Source organism: Streptomyces sp. NBC_00306 (assembly GCF_036169555.1).
Lineage (GTDB): Bacteria > Actinomycetota > Actinomycetes > Streptomycetales > Streptomycetaceae > Streptomyces > Streptomyces achmelvichensis.
In genome coordinates this window covers 2,095,438-2,112,251 of sequence record NZ_CP108032.1, presented here as the reverse complement: position 1 = coordinate 2,112,251, position 16,814 = coordinate 2,095,438, and the positions used below count along the sequence as shown (strand labels likewise).

Annotated in this window: 16 protein-coding genes and 1 riboswitch; of the genes, 13 read left to right on the top strand and 3 right to left on the bottom strand. The window is 67.9% G+C overall.

Annotated features, from left to right (window positions below; genetic code table 11):
- Nucleotides 1-149 precede the first annotated feature (149 nt).
- The 4 genes from ctaC (at nucleotide 150) to OHA05_RS09465 (ending at nucleotide 4,655) form a co-directional block, all read left to right on the top strand.
- Nucleotides 150-1,142, top strand: a complete 993-nt coding sequence (gene ctaC, locus OHA05_RS09480; RefSeq protein WP_391839220.1) for an aa3-type cytochrome oxidase subunit II — start codon at nucleotides 150-152, stop codon at nucleotides 1,140-1,142.
- Nucleotides 1,139-2,878, top strand: coding sequence for an aa3-type cytochrome oxidase subunit I (gene ctaD, locus OHA05_RS09475; protein WP_328860297.1), 1,740 nt, complete (start codon nucleotides 1,139-1,141; stop codon nucleotides 2,876-2,878). The genes ctaC and ctaD overlap by 4 nt, the downstream gene beginning before the upstream one ends.
- Complete coding sequence (locus OHA05_RS09470; RefSeq protein WP_313946803.1) at nucleotides 2,875-3,273, top strand: cytochrome c oxidase subunit 4; 399 nt, start codon at nucleotides 2,875-2,877, stop codon at nucleotides 3,271-3,273. The genes ctaD and OHA05_RS09470 overlap by 4 nt, the downstream gene beginning before the upstream one ends.
- Before the next feature lie 119 nt (nucleotides 3,274-3,392).
- Complete coding sequence (locus OHA05_RS09465; RefSeq protein WP_313946804.1) at nucleotides 3,393-4,655, top strand: L,D-transpeptidase; 1,263 nt, start codon at nucleotides 3,393-3,395, stop codon at nucleotides 4,653-4,655.
- A gap of 19 nt (nucleotides 4,656-4,674) precedes the next feature.
- On the opposite strand, the gene OHA05_RS09460 is transcribed toward OHA05_RS09465, so the two are convergent.
- Nucleotides 4,675-5,076, bottom strand: coding sequence for a hypothetical protein (locus OHA05_RS09460; protein WP_313946805.1), 402 nt, complete (start codon nucleotides 5,074-5,076; stop codon nucleotides 4,675-4,677).
- A gap of 178 nt (nucleotides 5,077-5,254) precedes the next feature.
- Between OHA05_RS09460 and ctaE the strand changes: the two genes are divergently transcribed.
- The 6 genes from ctaE (at nucleotide 5,255) to OHA05_RS09430 (ending at nucleotide 12,530) form a co-directional block, all read left to right on the top strand.
- Nucleotides 5,255-5,875, top strand: coding sequence for an aa3-type cytochrome oxidase subunit III (gene ctaE, locus OHA05_RS09455; RefSeq protein WP_313946806.1), 621 nt, complete (start codon nucleotides 5,255-5,257; stop codon nucleotides 5,873-5,875).
- 78 nt (nucleotides 5,876-5,953) lie between these two features.
- A complete protein-coding gene (gene qcrC, locus OHA05_RS09450) occupies nucleotides 5,954-6,763 on the top strand; it encodes a cytochrome bc1 complex diheme cytochrome c subunit (RefSeq protein ID WP_313946807.1) in 810 nt (269 codons plus the stop codon).
- Nucleotides 6,760-7,833 carry a cytochrome bc1 complex Rieske iron-sulfur subunit gene (gene qcrA / locus OHA05_RS09445; protein ID WP_328860296.1) on the top strand — a complete coding sequence of 358 codons (1,074 nt, stop codon included), beginning with the start codon at nucleotides 6,760-6,762 and terminating at the stop codon, nucleotides 7,831-7,833. Before qcrC ends, qcrA begins: the two co-directional genes overlap by 4 nt.
- Nucleotides 7,830-9,455 (top strand): cytochrome bc1 complex cytochrome b subunit, encoded by a 1,626-nt coding sequence (qcrB, locus tag OHA05_RS09440; RefSeq protein ID WP_328860295.1) that lies wholly within the window; start codon nucleotides 7,830-7,832, stop codon nucleotides 9,453-9,455. The genes qcrA and qcrB overlap by 4 nt, the downstream gene beginning before the upstream one ends.
- A gap of 159 nt (nucleotides 9,456-9,614) precedes the next feature.
- Nucleotides 9,615-10,685 carry an anthranilate phosphoribosyltransferase gene (trpD, locus tag OHA05_RS09435; protein ID WP_328860294.1) on the top strand — a complete coding sequence of 357 codons (1,071 nt, stop codon included), beginning with the start codon at nucleotides 9,615-9,617 and terminating at the stop codon, nucleotides 10,683-10,685.
- Nucleotides 10,686-10,790: 105 nt separating this feature from the next.
- Nucleotides 10,791-10,908: riboswitch (SAM riboswitch) on the top strand.
- Nucleotides 10,909-11,084: 176 nt separating this feature from the next.
- A complete protein-coding gene (locus OHA05_RS09430) occupies nucleotides 11,085-12,530 on the top strand; it encodes an aminotransferase class V-fold PLP-dependent enzyme (RefSeq protein ID WP_328860293.1) in 1,446 nt (481 codons plus the stop codon).
- A gap of 88 nt (nucleotides 12,531-12,618) precedes the next feature.
- Here the strand turns inward: OHA05_RS09430 and OHA05_RS09425 are convergent, their stop codons facing one another.
- Together OHA05_RS09425 and OHA05_RS09420 are read right to left on the bottom strand one after the other, a co-directional pair.
- The gene (locus tag OHA05_RS09425) at nucleotides 12,619-12,900 is read right to left on the bottom strand and encodes an Lrp/AsnC family transcriptional regulator (RefSeq protein WP_307663983.1); all 282 of its coding nucleotides are present in this window, start codon (nucleotides 12,898-12,900) and stop codon (nucleotides 12,619-12,621) included.
- Nucleotides 12,897-13,619, bottom strand: a complete 723-nt coding sequence (locus OHA05_RS09420; protein WP_313946812.1) for a rhomboid family intramembrane serine protease — start codon at nucleotides 13,617-13,619, stop codon at nucleotides 12,897-12,899. The genes OHA05_RS09425 and OHA05_RS09420 overlap by 4 nt, the downstream gene beginning before the upstream one ends.
- A 151-nt stretch (nucleotides 13,620-13,770) precedes the next feature.
- On the opposite strand from OHA05_RS09420, the gene OHA05_RS09415 reads away from it, so the two are divergent.
- From OHA05_RS09415 to OHA05_RS09405, 3 genes are all read left to right on the top strand, one after another.
- Complete coding sequence (locus OHA05_RS09415) at nucleotides 13,771-14,013, top strand: hypothetical protein (protein WP_313946813.1); 243 nt, start codon at nucleotides 13,771-13,773, stop codon at nucleotides 14,011-14,013.
- A gap of 35 nt (nucleotides 14,014-14,048) precedes the next feature.
- Nucleotides 14,049-15,410 (top strand): NYN domain-containing protein, encoded by a 1,362-nt coding sequence (locus OHA05_RS09410; protein ID WP_328860292.1) that lies wholly within the window; start codon nucleotides 14,049-14,051, stop codon nucleotides 15,408-15,410.
- 318 nt (nucleotides 15,411-15,728) lie between these two features.
- Complete coding sequence (locus OHA05_RS09405; protein ID WP_313946815.1) at nucleotides 15,729-16,754, top strand: C40 family peptidase; 1,026 nt, start codon at nucleotides 15,729-15,731, stop codon at nucleotides 16,752-16,754.
- Nucleotides 16,755-16,814: the final 60 nt, after the last annotated feature.

Below are 16,814 nucleotides of genomic sequence, written 5' to 3'. Positions count from 1 at the left end.
TGGGCACCCTCCCCGCGCGACCCCAAATAGCGTCCAGTAGGGTTTGGTCCGCATAAACATCCAAACCCCTGCCCGCGTCAGGGCCGGCGACCGACCAGCGAGACGGCCGCGGCATGCCGCGCGGGCCGAGACTCTCGGGAAGGCGCTACGTGAGTCCCAACGGCTCCGACCTCCCCCACGCCCTGGGGGGCGCGGGCGGTACCCCCATGTCGCGGCGCCCGATGCGGCGGAAGCTGACGCAGCTGCTGACTGCGGGCCTGATCCTGGCAACCGCCACAGGTTGCACCTACAAGGATTTCCCCCGCCTTGGTATGCCCACCCCGGTCACGGAGGAGGCGCCGCGGATCCTGTCCCTCTGGCAGGGCTCGTGGGCGGCAGCGCTCGCCACGGGCGTCCTGGTGTGGGGCCTGATCGTGTGGAGTGTCATCTTCCACCGGCGCAGCCGCACCAAGGTGGAGGTTCCTCCGCAGACCCGGTACAACATGCCCATCGAGGCCCTGTACACGGTCGTTCCGCTCATCATCGTCTCGGTGCTCTTCTACTTCACCGCGCGTGACGAGTCCAAGCTTCTCTCCCTGGCCGACAAGCCCGCCCACACGATCAACGTGGTCGGGTACCAGTGGAGCTGGGGCTTCAACTACATCGAGAACGTCCCGGGCTCCGAAGGCAACGCGAAGACGTCCGCGGACCTGCAGGCCATCCCCGACAGGTTCCGCGACGACTTCCCGGCCAACGCCGGCGGTGTCTACGACGCCGGTATCCCCGGTACGCGGAACCCGCAGAACGGCAACCCGGGTCCGACGCTGTGGCTGCCCATGGGTGAGAAGGTCCGGTTCGTCCTGACCTCTCGTGACGTGATCCACTCCTTCTGGGTGGTTCCCTTCCTGATGAAGCAGGACGTCATCCCCGGCCACACCAACTCCTTCGAGGTGACTCCGACCCAGGAGGGCACCTTCATGGGCAAGTGCGCCGAGCTCTGCGGCGTCGACCACTCCCGGATGCTCTTCAACGTCAAGGTGGTCTCTCCGGAGCGCTACCAGCAGCACCTGAAGGAGCTGGCGGAGAAGGGGCAGACCGGCTACATCCCGTCGGGCATTGAGCAGACGGACCCGGCCAGGAATGCGGAGAAGAACCAACTGTGAGCATCCTCAACGAACCCCAGGGTGCCGCCGCAGCAGCTGACGACTCGTACGAGAACGAGCTGCCGGTACGGCGCAAGCAGCCCGGCAATGTGGTGGTGAAGTGGCTGACCACCACCGACCACAAGACCATCGGCACGCTCTACCTGGTCACGTCGTTCGTCTTCTTCTGCATCGGCGGAGTGATGGCGCTCTTCATGCGCGCCGAGCTGGCCCGGCCGGGCACGCAGATCATGTCGAACGAGCAGTTCAACCAGGCGTTCACGATGCACGGCACGATCATGCTGCTGATGTTCGCGACGCCGCTGTTCGCCGGCTTCGCGAACTGGATCATGCCGCTGCAGATCGGCGCGCCCGACGTGGCGTTCCCGCGGCTGAACATGTTCGCGTACTGGCTGTACCTCTTCGGCTCGATCATCGCCGTCGCGGGCTTCATCACGCCGAACGGTGCGGCCGACTTCGGCTGGTTCGCCTACTCCCCGCTGTCGGACGCCGTCCGCTCGCCGGGTATCGGCGCCGACATGTGGATCATGGGTCTGGCCTTCTCCGGCTTCGGCACGATCCTCGGCTCGGTCAACTTCATCACCACGATCATCTGCATGCGCGCACCCGGCATGACGATGTTCCGGATGCCGATCTTCACCTGGAACGTGCTGCTGACCGGTGTGCTGGTCCTGCTCGCCTTCCCGGTTCTCGCCGCCGCGCTCTTCGCGCTGGAGGCGGATCGCAAGTTCGGCGCCCATATCTTCGACGCGGCCAACGGCGGAGCACTGCTGTGGCAACACCTCTTCTGGTTCTTCGGCCATCCAGAGGTGTACATCATCGCCTTGCCGTTCTTCGGGATCGTCTCCGAAGTGATCCCGGTCTTCAGCCGTAAGCCGATGTTCGGTTACATCGGTCTGATCGGTGCGACGATCGCGATCGCGGGTCTGTCGGTGACGGTCTGGGCGCACCACATGTATGTGACGGGCGGGGTACTCCTACCGTTCTTCTCGTTCATGACGTTCTTGATCGCGGTGCCGACCGGTGTGAAGTTCTTCAACTGGATCGGCACGATGTGGAAGGGCTCACTGTCCTTCGAGACACCGATGCTGTGGACGATCGGCTTCCTGGTCACCTTCACCTTCGGTGGTCTGACGGGCGTCATCCTGGCCTCGCCGCCGATGGACTTCCACGTCTCCGACTCGTACTTCGTGGTCGCGCACTTCCACTACGTCGTGTTCGGCACCGTGGTGTTCGCGATGTTCGCCGGCTTCCACTTCTGGTGGCCGAAGTTCACCGGCAAGATGCTGGACGAGCGGCTCGGCAAGATGACCTTCTGGACGCTGTTCATCGGCTTCCACGGCACCTTCCTGGTCCAGCACTGGCTGGGCGCCGAGGGCATGCCGCGGCGGTACGCGGACTACCTCGCCGCCGACGGCTTCACCGCGCTGAACACCATCTCCACGATCAGCTCGTTCGTCCTGGGCCTCTCGGTCCTGCCGTTCTTCTACAACGTGTGGAAGACCGCGAAGTACGGCAAGAAGGTCGTGGTCGACGACCCGTGGGGCTACGGCCGTTCACTCGAATGGGCCACGTCCTGCCCGCCGCCCCGGCACAACTTCATCACCCTGCCGCGGATCCGTTCCGAATCCCCGGCCTTCGACCTCCACCACCCTGAGGTCGCGGCTCTCGAGACCCTCGAGAACGCCGGCCAGAAGGACACCAAGATGTTCGGCGGCAAGGAGGTCGGGAAGTGAAGATCCAGGGCAAGATGTTCCTGTGGCTGAGCTTCTTCATCCTCGCCGTCGCCATCCTGTACGGCGTGTGGTCGAAGGATCCGGCCGGTACGACCGCGCTCTTCCTGGCCTTCGGCCTGAGCATCATGATCGGCTTCTACCTGGCCTTCACGGCCCGGCGGGTCGACGCGATGGCGCAGGACAACAAGGAGGCCGACGTCGCGGACGAGGCCGGCGAGGTGGGGTTCTTCTCCCCGCACAGCTGGCAGCCGCTCTCGCTGGCCGTCGGTGGTGCGCTCGCCTTCCTCGCCGTCGCGATGGGCTGGTGGCTGCTGTACTTCTCGGCGCCGCTGATCCTCGTCGGACTCTTCGGCTGGGTGTTCGAGTACTACCGCGGTGAGAGCCAGAACCAGTAACACCGCGTCAGCAACGTACGGGCGGACCCGGATCCCCTTCACTCGCGAGGGGGACCCGGGTCCGTCCATTTGCAGCCTCTCGGCGCGCCGCTACCGACTGATCTTCATAACGTGTGCTTATGAGTCAGACGCCTCGGTTTCGCACCATTCTGAGCTGCACCTTGCTGGTCGTGTCCCTCGGGGCGGTAGCGACCGCGTGCGGCGAACCCGACACCCATCCGCTCTCCGCCGCACCGTTCGACGCGGCGGAGCAGATATCCTTCAACACGCCCCACTCCAGTGGGAAGAAGGTCGACCCCGACAAGCCCCTCGAAGTCACCACCAAGGGTGACAGCGGCCGCATCACCGATGTGACCGTCATCGACAGCTCGGGGCACTTCCTCGCCGGCGAACTCTCCGCGGACGGCAGCCGCTGGCGCTCCACCGCCCCGCTCTCGGCCGGTGCGAAGTACACCGTCAAGGTCTCCACGGAGGACTCCGACGGCTCACCCGGCAGCCGCACCCTCACCTTCGAGACCGCCCCGGCCAAGCGGCTCCTGACGGTCGCCTTCGGCCCGAAGGCGGGCACGTACGGCGTCGGTCAGCCCATCACGGCCGACCTCAGCCTCCCCGTCAAGGACAAGGCCGCCCGGCAAGTCGTCGAACGTGCGCTCAAGGTCGACTCCCAGCCCTCGGTGGAGGGCGCCTGGCACTGGGTCGACGACAAGAAGCTGCACTTCCGCCCGAAGGAGTACTGGCCCTCCGGAGCGACCGTGAGCGCCTCCAGCAACCTCCAGGGCGTCAAGGTCTCCAACAAGCTCTACGGAGGCTCCTCGAAGGGCCTGAAGCTCACCATCGGCGACCGGATCGAAGCCATCACCGACGCGGCCTCGCACCAGATGACGGTCCTGCGCAACGGAGAAGTGATCAACACCATTCCGGTGACCACCGGCAAGCCCGGCTTCTCCACCCGCAACGGCATCAAGGTCGTGCTCGCCAAGGAGTACTTCGTCCGGATGCGCGGCACCAGCATCGGCATCGCCGAGGGCAGTTCGGAGTCGTACGACCTGCCTGTGTACTACGCCACACGCGTCACCTGGAGCGGTGAGTACGTGCACGCCGCCCCGTGGTCCGTCGGATCGCAGGGCGCCGCGAACGTCAGCCACGGCTGCACGGGCATGTCGACCAGCAATGCCCAGTGGTTCTTCAATACCGTCCGCGAGGGCGACGTGGTGAAGGTCGTCAACAGTGCCGGAAACGAGATGGACCCGTTCGGCAACGGTTTCGGCGACTGGAACCTGGACTGGGACAAGTGGCGCACGGGCAGCGCCCTGGTGGCCGGTGGTGGCACCGGTGCCGTCACGAACCCCGTCGACACGGCACGGCTGCGTCCCCAGGTCTGACCGGCACGCGGCAGGCTCGTCAGGCCTCCACGGCCAGCCTGCCGCGCAGCAGGGCCGCCAGTGCGTCCGCGAACTCCACCGGGTCCACCGGAAGGGTCACAGCGGCCTCCGCGCGGCTCCAGGTGGCCAGCCAGGCGTCCTGCGGGCGGCCGATCAGCAGCAGCACGGGCGGGCAGTCGAAGATCTCGTCCTTGATCTGCCGGCACACGCCCATACCGCCCGCGGGAACCGTCTCGCCGTCCAGCACGCAGACATCGACGCCGCCCTGGTCCAGCTGCTTCAGTACGGCGGGCAGCGTGGCGCACTCGATGAACTCGACCGGCGGAACGTCGGTCGCGGGCCTGCGTCCGGTCGCCAGCCGCACCTGCTCGCGGGTGTTGGCGTCGTCGCTGTAGACCAGCACGGTGGCGGTCGGCTGCATTCTTCCTCCGATTCGACGGCGGCTCGGCTCAGGAACCGATGGGCCGGATGCTACTCGGTCCCACAGCCGGTCAACAGCCGTTCGGACACCGCTTCGATGGGCCGTTCGGGCTGGACGGGAGCCACTGACACACCGAACGGCACCCCCCGGAGTGAGGGCGGGATAAGCGACCGACATAATGTCGGTCGTGGCGACAGCAACGACAGTAGAAACCGGGCACGCGCACCCGTCGGTCAATCGACCGAACCTCACCAGCGTCGGAACCATCATCTGGCTGAGTTCCGAGCTGATGTTCTTCGCGGCCCTCTTCGCGATGTACTTCACCCTGCGATCGGTGACGGGGGCCGAGTTCTGGTCGGAGAAGGCTTCGACCCTGAACTTCCCGTTCTCGGCGACCAACACCACGATCCTGGTGCTCTCCTCCCTCACCTGCCAGCTCGGCGTCTTTGCCGCCGAGCGCGGTGACGTGAAGAAGCTCCGCTCATGGTTCGTGATCACGTTCGTGATGGGTGCGATCTTCATCGGCGGCCAGGTGTTCGAGTACACCGAGCTGGTCAAGCACGAGGGCCTCTCGCTCTCGTCGGACCCGTACGGCTCGGTGTTCTACCTGACCACCGGCTTCCATGGTCTGCACGTGACGGGCGGACTCATTGCCTTCCTGCTGGTTCTCGGCAGAACGTACGCAGCCAGGAGGTTCACCCACGAGCAGGCAACCGCCGCCATCGTCGTGTCCTACTACTGGCACTTCGTCGATGTCGTCTGGATCGGCCTCTTCGCCACGATCTACATGATCAAGTAAACGGCGCAGGCACACGCTGCCTGAAGCAGACACAGTCCAGAAGCATCGACGCAGAAGATCCTGACACCGGGGTAATCCGTGAAAAAGCTCTCCGCACGACGACGCCATCCGCTGGCGGCGGTCGTCGTCCTACTCCTCGCGCTGGCGGCAACTGGGGGGCTGTACGCCGCGTTCGCACCCGCGGACAAGGCGCAGGCCGATGAAACCGCCCAGTCCCTCGCCATCGAGGAGGGCAAGAAGCTCTACACCGTCGGCTGCGCCAGCTGCCACGGTACCGGCGGTCAGGGCACCTCTGACGGCCCGAGCCTGGTCGGCGTGGGCTCCGCAGCCGTCGACTTCCAGGTCGGCACCGGCCGTATGCCGGCCCAGCAGCCGGGCGCCCAGGTGCCGAAGAAGAAGGTCATCTACTCGCAGGCCGAGATCGACCAGCTGGCGGCGTACATCGCCTCGCTCGGCGCCGGTCCGATCACGCCGACCGAGAAGCAGTACAACCCCGCGGGTGCCGACATCGCCAAGGGTGGCGACCTGTTCCGCACCAACTGCGCCCAGTGCCACAACTTCACGGGTGAGGGCGGTGCGCTGACCAACGGCAAGTACGCCCCGAGCCTGGAAGGCGTGAGCCCGAAGCACATCTACGAGGCCATGCAGACCGGCCCGCAGAACATGCCCTCCTTCCCCGACACGACGATGCCGGAGCAGGAGAAGCGGGACATCATCGCTTACATCAAGAATGTGAACGGCGAGGAGTCCGAGAGCCCCGGCGGCCTCAACCTGGGTGGCCTCGGCCCCGTCAGTGAGGGACTGTTCGGCTGGATCTTCGGTCTGGGTGCGCTGATCGCAGTCGCCATCTGGGTCGCGGCCCACACCGCTAAGGCCAAGAAGTCATGAGTAGCCAAGAGAATCCAGAAGAGAACCTGCCCGCAGAGCAGGCCGCCGCGCACGGCGCGGGACACGAGGGCACCACCGTCGTCAAGCACGACGCCGATCCCTTCGCCGACCCGGGACTGCCGGCCCACAAGCCGCGTATCCAGGACATCGACGAGAGGGCCGCCAAGCGCTCCGAGCGCACGGTTGCCTTCCTGTTCCTGCTGTCGATGCTGGCAACGGTCGCGTTCATCGCGTCGTTCGTCATCTTCCCGGTCAACAAGATCGTCTACATCTGGCCGCTCGGCCACATCAGCGCGCTGAACTTCGCGCTGGGTATGACGCTCGGTGTCGCCCTCTTCTGCATCGGCGCGGGCGCGGTCCACTGGGCCCGCACCCTGATGTCGGACGTGGAGATGGTCGACGAGCGGCACCCCGTCGCCGCACCGCCCGAGGTCCGCGCCAAGGTCATGGCCGACTTCGCGGCGGGCGCCAAGGAGTCCGCGATCGGCCGGCGCAAGCTCATCCGCAACACGATGTTCGGTGCGCTGACGCTGCTGCCGCTCTCCGGTGTGGTGCTGCTGCGCGACCTCGGTCCGCTGCCCGAGAAGAAGCTGCGCTCGACGCTGTGGGCCAAGGGCAAGCAGCTCATCAACATGAACACGAATGAGCCGCTGCGTCCCGAGGACGTCGCCGTCGGTTCGCTGACCTTCGCCATGCCCGAGGGCCTGGAGGAGGACAGCCACGATTTCCAGAAGGAGATCGCGAAGGCGGCCCTGATGATCGTCCGTATCCAGCCGGAGGACATCAAGGACAAGCGCGAGCTCGAGTGGTCGCACGAGGGCATCGTGGCCTTCTCGAAGATCTGCACGCACGTCGGCTGCCCGATCAGCCTCTACGAGCAGCAGACGCACCACGTGCTGTGCCCGTGCCACCAGTCCACCTTCGACCTCGCCGACGGCGCCCGTGTCATCTTCGGTCCCGCCGGTCACGCCCTTCCGCAGCTGCGGATCGGTGTGAACGCCGAGGGCCACCTCGAGGCGCTCGGCGACTTCGACGAGCCTGTCGGTCCTGCCTTCTGGGAGCGCGGATGAGTACCAAAGCAGAGTCCAAGCGCAAGGCACCGGCCGGCGAGAAGGTTGCCGACTGGGCGGACGGCCGGCTGGGGATCTACTCCCTGGCCAAGGCCAACATGCGCAAGATCTTCCCGGACCACTGGTCCTTCATGCTCGGTGAGATCTGCCTGTACAGCTTCATCATCATCATCCTCACGGGTGTGTATCTGACGCTGTTCTTCCACCCGTCGATGAACGAGGTGGAGTACCACGGCAGCTACATCCCGATGCAGGGTGTGCGGATGTCGGAGGCGTACGCCTCGACGCTGGACATCAGCTTCGACGTCCGCGGCGGTCTGCTGATCCGGCAGATCCACCACTGGGCCGCGCTGGTGTTCCTCGCCGGCATGCTGGTGCACATGATGCGCGTCTTCTTCACGGGCGCGTTCCGCAAGCCGCGCGAAGTCAACTGGATGTTCGGCTTCCTGCTGTTCGTCCTCGGCATGTTCACCGGTTTCACGGGTTACTCGCTGCCGGACGACTTGTTGTCGGGCACCGGTGTGCGGTTCATGCAGGGTGCGATCCTGTCCGTGCCGGTCGTCGGCACGTACCTGTCGATGTTCCTGTTCGGCGGGGAGTTCCCCGGCGGCGACTTCGTGGCCAGGTTCTACTCGGTCCACATCCTGCTGTTGCCGGGCATCATGCTCGGTCTGCTGGTGGGCCATCTGATCCTGGTCTTCTACCACAAGCACACGCAGTTCGCGGGCCCCGGCCGGACGAACAACAACGTCGTGGGCATGCCGCTGCTGCCGGTCTACATGGCCAAGGCCGGAGGCTTCTTCTTCCTGGTCTTCGGTGTCATCTCGGTGATGGCCGCGGTCGCCTCGATCAACCCGATCTGGGCACTCGGTCCCTACCGGCCGGACCAGGTCTCCACCGGCGCACAGCCCGACTGGTACATGGGATTCTCCGAGGGTCTGATCCGTGTGATGCCAGGCTGGGAGATCAACGCCTGGGGCCACACGCTCGTCCTGGGTGTGTTCATCCCGCTGGTGATCTTCCCGCTGGTGCTGGTCGCGATCGCCGTCTACCCGTTCATCGAGTCCTGGGTCACCGGGGACAAGCGCGAGCACCACATCCTGGACCGCCCGCGCAACGCCCCGACCCGAACGGCCTTCGGTGTGGCGTGGCTGACTCTCTACTTCGTGCTGCTGATCGGTGGCGGCAACGACCTCTGGGCGACCCACTTCCATCTGTCGATCAACGCGATCACCTGGTTCGTCCGGATCTTCTTCTTCGCCGGACCGGTCATCGCCTTCATCGTCACGAAGCGGATCTGTCTGGGTCTTCAGCGTCGCGACCGGGACAAGGTGCTGCACGGACGCGAGTCCGGCATCATCAAGCGCCTGCCGCACGGTGAGTTCGTCGAGGTCCACGAGCCGCTCAGCCAGGGCGACCTGCACGCGCTCACCGCGCACGAGCAGTACAAGCCCGAGGAGCTCGGCCCGGAGACGGACGAGAACGGGGTCCGCCGCAAGGTCACCCCGGCCCAGCGGATGCGGGTCAAGCTCAGCAAGTCGTACTACGGCGAGGAAAGCCAGATTCCCAAGCCGACGCCCGAGGAGTTCAGGGAGATCAGCAGCGGCCACGGCCACCACTGACCGCCTGAAGCGAGTGCATCGCCGCCACAGCGCCAAAGGCACCTCCCGGCAGTAGCAGGTGAAGGGCCCCGTCCAATCGTCGGACGGGGCCCTTCGCCGTCTCCGGGGCTGGATAGGGTGGACGCATCCCCTTATCGGCTGTGGACCCAGGAGTGGACCATGAACGTTGTGACCCCGGTCGGCGGCGACAGCGTGGCGGCTCACTCCTGGCCGAGTGTGCTGAACGCGCTGCTCGACAACCGCGACCAGAGCGCCGACGCCACCGCCTGGGCGATGGACCGCATCCTCAGCGGTGAGGCGACGAACGCACAGATCGCCGGGTTCGCGGTGGCGCTGCGGGCGAAGGGCGAGACGGTCGAGGAGATCTCCGGCCTCGTACGCACCATGTACGAGCACGCGAACCTGATCCAGGTGCCCGGCCGCAGCGTCGACATCGTCGGCACGGGCGGCGACGGGGCCAAGACGGTGAACATCTCCACGATGTCGGCCATCGTCGTGGCCGGCACCGGAGCCAAGGTCGTCAAGCACGGAAACCGCGCGGCCTCGTCCGCGAGCGGCGCGTCCGACGTGCTGGAGAAGCTCGGCGTCAACCTCCAGCTCACCCCGCAGCGGGTGGCCGAGGTCGCGGAGGAGGCGGGCATCACCTTCTGCTTCGCGGTGAAGTTCCACCCCGCCCTGCGGCATGTGGCCGCGGCGCGCAAGGAACTGGGCATCCGCACCACCTTCAACTTCCTCGGACCGCTGACCAATCCGGCGCAGGTCAGGGCGCAGGCCACCGGGGTCGCGGACGCGCGGATGGCGCCCATCATGGCCGGGGTGCTCGCCGAGCGCGGCTCGTCGGCACTGGTCTTCCGCGGCGACGACGGCCTGGACGAACTGACGACGACCGCCACCTCACGGGTGTGGGTCGTACGGGACGGCGCGGTGCGCGAGGAGGCGTTCGACCCGCGGGACATCGGCATCGACCTGGTGCCGGTGGAGGCGCTGCGCGGCGCCGACGCCTCGTACAACGCCGATGTGGCGAGACGGCTGCTCGGCGGGGAGACCGGGCCGGTGCGGGACGCCGTCCTGCTGAACTCGGCGGCCGCCCTGGTGGCGCTGGATCCGACGGACGGCACGCTGAACGAACAACTGGCGGCCGGGGTCGCCCAGGCCGCCCGGGCCATCGACTCGGGGGCCGCGAACGACGCGCTCCAGCGCTGGGTGGCCGCCACCAACGACGAGGGCTGATCCGGCGGGGCCGGCAGGACCGGTCGATGCGTCGCGCGAGGGCGCGGTCCGGATGGTGGACCGCGCCCTTGCGGTGTCCGCGTCGTATGGCAGGATGCTCTCCAAGGTCATGAGTGACAGCGATTACGGCCCCGGCCCGCTGTCCGGCAACCCTCCGTCCGTGGCGGGGTGCCCCGGGTGAAGACCAGGCCGCAGGCAGCGAGGTCTGTGGCAAGCGCGGACCCCTGCACACCCTGGGGTCCTGGTCCTCAAGGGAGCAGTCTCGTGAGCAAGCGAATGCGATAGGGCGTACAGCCCCTTCTTCAGCACACCCTCCGCACGGCGTCCGCCGTGTGTCGAGGTCCCCGCACCGCCGGGTTCTTGAAGCCGATTTCGCCTTTCCTGCCGGGAGATACCGCCATGTCCGCACGCCTGAACACCGCCACCGCTCCTGCCGCCACCGCCCTCTCCCCGGACGTGGCCGCCGCCGCTGCCGGGTCCGACCCCTGCTGTGCCGAGCCGCTGCCGGTCCTCGGCCGTGACGTGACCGTGCCGCTCGTGACCGGCGGTGAGGTCACCTACGCGGCCCTCGACTACGCGGCCAGCGCACCGGCCCTTCAGCGCGTGTGGGACGACGTGGCCGCGTACGCCCCCTACTACGGCAGCGTCCACCGCGGCGCCGGGTACCTCTCGCAGCTGTCCACCGACCTCTTCGAGAACAGCCGCGTCACGGTCGCCGACTTCCTCGACTGCCGCGAGGGCGACCAGGTCGTCTTCACCCGGTCCACCACCGACTCGCTGAACCTGCTGGCGTCCGCGCTGCCGGCGGACTGCCGCGTCTTCGTCTTCGAGACCGAGCACCACGCCTCGCTGCTGCCCTGGGGCGATGCCCGGGTGACGTATCTGAACGCGCCGCGCACCCACGCCGAGGCGGTGCGGACCCTGGAGGAGGCGCTCGCCGGCCGCGACCCCATCGGCCCGGCGCTGGTCTGCGTGACCGGAGCGTCCAATGTGACGGGTGAGCTGTGGCCGGTGAAGGAGCTCACGGAAGTGGCGCACGCCCACGGGGCGCGGATCGTCCTGGACGCGGCGCAGCTCGCCCCCCACCACGCCGTCTCGGTGCGGGACCTGGACGTCGACTGGGTGGCGTTCTCCGGACACAAGCTGTACGCGCCGTTCGGCTCGGGTGTGCTCGCGGGCCGGGCGGACTGGCTGCAGGAGGCGGAGCCGTACCTCGCGGGCGGCGGTGCGTCGCGCAAGGTGGCACGGCGTGCCGACGGCGGCGTGGACGTCGAGTGGCACACGACGCCCGCGCGCCACGAGGCCGGCTCGCCCAACGTCATCGGCGTCTACTCCATCGCCTCGGCCTGCAAGGCGCTCACCGAGGCCGGCTTCGAGAACCTCGTCGCCCGTGAGCAGCACCTGGTCGACAGGGTCCTGGAGGGCCTGGCCACGGTGCCGGAGGTCAAGGTGCTGTCGCTGTTCGGTGATGAGTCCCCCTCGCGTTCCGCAGGGGAGGCCCCCACGCGGGTGGGCGTCATCTCCTTCGTGGTGGAGGGCTGGAACAGCTCCCACTTCGCGGCTGCCCTGTCGGCGGAGTACGGCATCGGCGTACGCGACGGACTGTTCTGCGCCCACCCGCTGGTGCGCACCCTGCTGGGCAGCGCCCCGCAGGACCCGGGCGAGTGCGGCGCCCCCGAGGCCCAGCCGGGTGAGGCGTCCTTGAACGCGATCCGGGTGAGCTTCGGCGCCGGGACGCCCGACGAGCACGTGGAGCGCTTCGTCGGTGCGGTGAAGGAACTGGTGCGCGAGGGCGCGAAGTGGCAGTACCGCACCGAGGACGGCCGCTGCGTGCCCGCCGTCTGAGCGACCGACCATGCAAGAAGCCCGCGCCGGACGGCGCGGGCTTCTTCGTGTGCCGGGGCCCGTCCCCGGGCGCCTGGACCGATGGCCTCTAGGAGTCCAGACCGATCGCGAACGCCGCCTCCAGGTCGTGCTGCGAGTACGTACGGAACGCGACGTGCGTGTCCGTGCCCTCGACACCCTGGATCTTGCTGATGCGGCCGGGGATCACGTCCGCCAGGTCGTCGTGCTTCGCCACGCGGACCATGGCGATCAGGTCGTAGGTGCCCGTGACGGAGAAGACCTCGCTGACGCTGTCCAGCGCCGCGATGGACTCGGCGATCTCGGGAATGCGGTCCACGCTGGTCTTGATGAGCACGATCGCAGTGATCACGGCTGGCTTTCTCCCTCGGTGGCCGCTGCTGGGGCCTTCACTCTAGCCGGACGCCGGAACCGCCCCCAGGCATAGAGGAACCCGGTACCGAAGCCCACCACGTGCGCGAGGTAGGCGACGCCGGGCCCGCCCTCGCCGGCCCCCGACGCGGCCAGCCACTGGAGGACGAACCAGAAGATCAGCACGATCCAGGCGGGGAAACGCAGCGGCAGGAAGAAGAGGAAAGGGAAGAGACTGGTGACCCGGGCCTTCGGGAAGAGGAGAAGGAAGGCGCCGAGCACCCCCGAGATCGCCCCGGACGCTCCCACCAGGGTCTGCTCGGACTCGGCGTTGGCCGCCGCGTAGGCGAGCAGGGCGAGGGCGCCGGTGCCCAGGTAGAACAGGGCGAACTCCAGCGGCCCCATGCGCTCCTCCACCATCGCGCCGAAGACGTAGAGGAAGAGCATGTTGCCGAGCAGGTGCAGCCAGTTCCCGTGCACGAAGAGCGCGGTGAACGGGGTGAGCAGCGTGTCCGGGGAGCCGGTCATCAGCCGGCCCGGGATCACGCCCCACCGCTCGAAGTACACGCTCTGCGCCGCGAGCCACGCGTCACCCGTGCCGTACGACGGGTTCAGCCCCGAGACCGGGCTGATGAGGAAGACCACGCAGCAGACGGCGATCAGGCCGTACGTCACCGAGGGCCTGGTCACCGCGCCCCGCACCCTCCGCCAACCGATCATGGACAGAGCATGGCGTAGCGGGCCGGAACGGTACAGAGTGCCTCGCCGTGCCGCGGGGTACCTGCGAGGCCGTAGGGTTACAGGGAGTACATCCGCAGTTCGACGGCGCACCGCGGCACCTGCATCCGCACGACGAAACGAGGACGGAACGATGACGACGGTTCCCTCGCCGACGGACCAGACCCGCTGGCGCTGCACGCTCTGCGGGAACCTCACCCGCTTCGACGTCACGCGCTCGTCGAAGGTCGTGGAGTACGTCCATCTGGACCTGGCCGGAGAGCCGACCGTCGAAGAGCGTGACGTGGTCAGTGAGACCATCGAGTCGGTGCGCTGCCGCTGGTGCAACGCGGTGGACAAGATCGAGCTGGTGGACAGGCCGGGCGCCGCCTCCTGAGGGAGTGGCCCGAACGGGTAGTGGGGTGACGGATCGTGGAGCAGCCTGACAGCGGCGCCGAGCCGGCCGGTGCGGCCGGTGACGCCGCAGAGGCGCTCGACCGGCCGTTGCCGGAAGGTGTGCGGCGCCGGGTCGTGGCGCTGGTCTCGGACGCCTTCGGCGGGCTCACCGTCGCGGAACTGCCCACCCAGTTGCGGCAGTACGCCCGTTTCACCCCCTCCCGCCGCGCCAAGTTCGCGGGCAACGCGATGGCCGCGGCCCTGGAGAGCGACCCCGTCTTCCGGCAGCGCATCGCGGAACGGCTCACCCAGGCGCAGCCCGAACTGTGCGGGGCGTTGACGGCGGGATCGCCGCCCGCGGCGGCCGATCCACTCGACGTGGCGGCCGCCGCCTACGTTCTGCGGCCCACCGGATGGGTGAAACTTGTCGCCGCCGCCGGCGAGGAGGCGCAGCGCGCCGACGCCGAGCGTGCGGACGAGGCCGGCCGGCGCGAACTGGAGCGGCTGCGTGAGGAACTCGTCGAGGCGCGCGGTCTGACCAAGAGCGAGACCGAACGGCTGCGCACCGAGCTGGAGACGGCCCGCAAGGAAGCCGAATCGCTTCGCCGCAAGCTGCGCAGCGCCCAGAGCGACGTCAAGCGCGGCGAGGCCGCGCTGCGCCGGGTGAACGCCGAGATCGACACCATCAGGTCCGAGGCCGCGGTCCAGGTCTCGGCCGCCGAGAGCGAGAGCAGACGTCTCAAGGCCCGTCTCGGCGAGGCGGAGGCCGCGGTCGAGGCCGGACGCCGTGCCGCCCGTGAGGGGCGCTCCGTCGAGGACATGCGCCTGCGGCTGCTGCTGGACACCGTGCTGGAGTCCGCGCAGGGGCTGCGCCGTGAACTGGCCCTGCCGCCCGCGTCCGTGCACCCCGCGGACACGGTCGACGCGGTCGAGCCCGGACGGATGTCACCCAAGGACATCGCGGCCCGGGCCCTGTCGGAGACCGACCCCGCGCTGCTCGACCAACTGCTCGCGCTGCCGCAGGCGCATCTCGTCGTCGACGGCTACAACGTCACCAAGACCGGCTATCCGACGATGCCGCTGGAGAAGCAGCGACTGCGGCTGCTCGGCGGGCTCTCCATGCTCGCGGCGCAGACCGGGGCCGAGATCACCTGTGTCTTCGACGGGGCCGAGCTGGCCGCCCCGGTGCTGCTGGCACCGCCGCGAGGTGTGCGCGTGCTGTTCTCCAAGCCGGGTGTGACGGCCGACGAGCTGATCCGCCAGCTGGTGCGCGCGGAGCCGCCCGGCCGGCCCGTCGTGGTGGTCTCCACCGACCGCGAGGTCGCCGACGGTGTGGCGAAGGCGGGGGCCCGGCCGGTCGCGTCCGTTTTGTTGCTGAAGCGGCTTTCGCGCGTCTGAGCAACTTGCGTACCCCTTGCGCCGATTCGCTCCACTCTCGGCGGAACGTTGCGTCAAGTGGCAATCACAACGCGTGTGATGTGAGTAAAGAATGCCCTCCGCGCCAAACATTTTTCCCGACAGGATTTGAAGTGATCACAAGAAGGTCACTAAGGTCAGGCCTCGAACCTTCGCGCGGTTGATCACCCATCCGGGGTGACAGCGAAGGAACCGCCACTTCTGTGCACGTCAGCTTTTTCCCGGGGGAGCTGTGTGCGCGGAGCCGGGGTTCACCCCCCACTGCCCGGTAGGCGGCTGAGGAAGAAGGAGCTCGCCCGCGTGGCGTCCCACCGTCGTCCCAAGCAGCCGAGCCGCACCCGCGTGACCGTGCTCACCGCGACCGCGGCAGCGGCCGTCGCCCTCACTTCCCAGGCCGCCCAGGCTGATCCGAAGCCGAGCAAGAGCGACGTCAAGGAAAAGGTCGACAAGCTCTACGAAGAGGCCGAGAAGGCCACCGAGAAGTACAACGGCGCCAAGGAGCAGCAGGACAAGCTCCAGAAGCAGGTCGACGCCATCCAGGACAAGGTCGCCCGCGGTCAGGACGAGCTCAACACCCTGCGGGACGGCCTCGGTTCGGTGGCCAGCGCCCAGTACCGCTCCGGCGGCATCGACCCGGCCGTACAGCTCTTCCTCTCCTCCGACCCGGACAGCTACCTCGACAAGGCCTCCGCGCTGGACCAGCTCGGCGCCAAGCAGACCGAGGCGCTCACCGAGATCCAGACGAAGCAGCGCACCCTCGCGCAGCAGCGCAAGGAAGCCCAGAGTAAGCTCGGCGACCTGGCCGACACGCGCAAGCAGCTCGGCACGAAGAAGAAGGAAGTCCAGTCCAAGCTCGCGTCCGCGCAGAAGCTGCTGAACTCCCTGAGCGCGCAGGAGCGTGCCTCCCTCGCCGCCGACGAGACCCGCGCCGACCGCGCGAGCGAGCGTGTGAACCTCGGTGCTGCGGTGCCCGCCTCGCAGCGCGCGTCCGCCGCGTTCGCCGCCGCCCAGAGCAAGATCGGTACGCCGTACGTCTACGGCGCCTCCGGCCCCAACTCCTTCGACTGCTCCGGCCTCACCTCCTGGGCGTTCGCCCAGGCCGGTGTCGGCATACCGCGCACCTCGCAGTCGCAGGCCAACGCCGGCACCCGGATCTACTCCCAGAGCGCCCTCAAGCAGGGCGACCTGGTGATCTTCTACGGCGACCTGCACCACGTCGGCTTCTACGCGGGCAACGGCCAGGTGCTGCACGCGCCGCGGAGCGGAGCCAACGTGCGCTACGAGTCCATCAACAACATGCCCTTCCAGTTCGGCGTGCGCATCTGACGCCCAATCGGGCGATTTCCCGCACCTCCTGCTGACGCTGCGCCCCGCCGGTGACCTGTG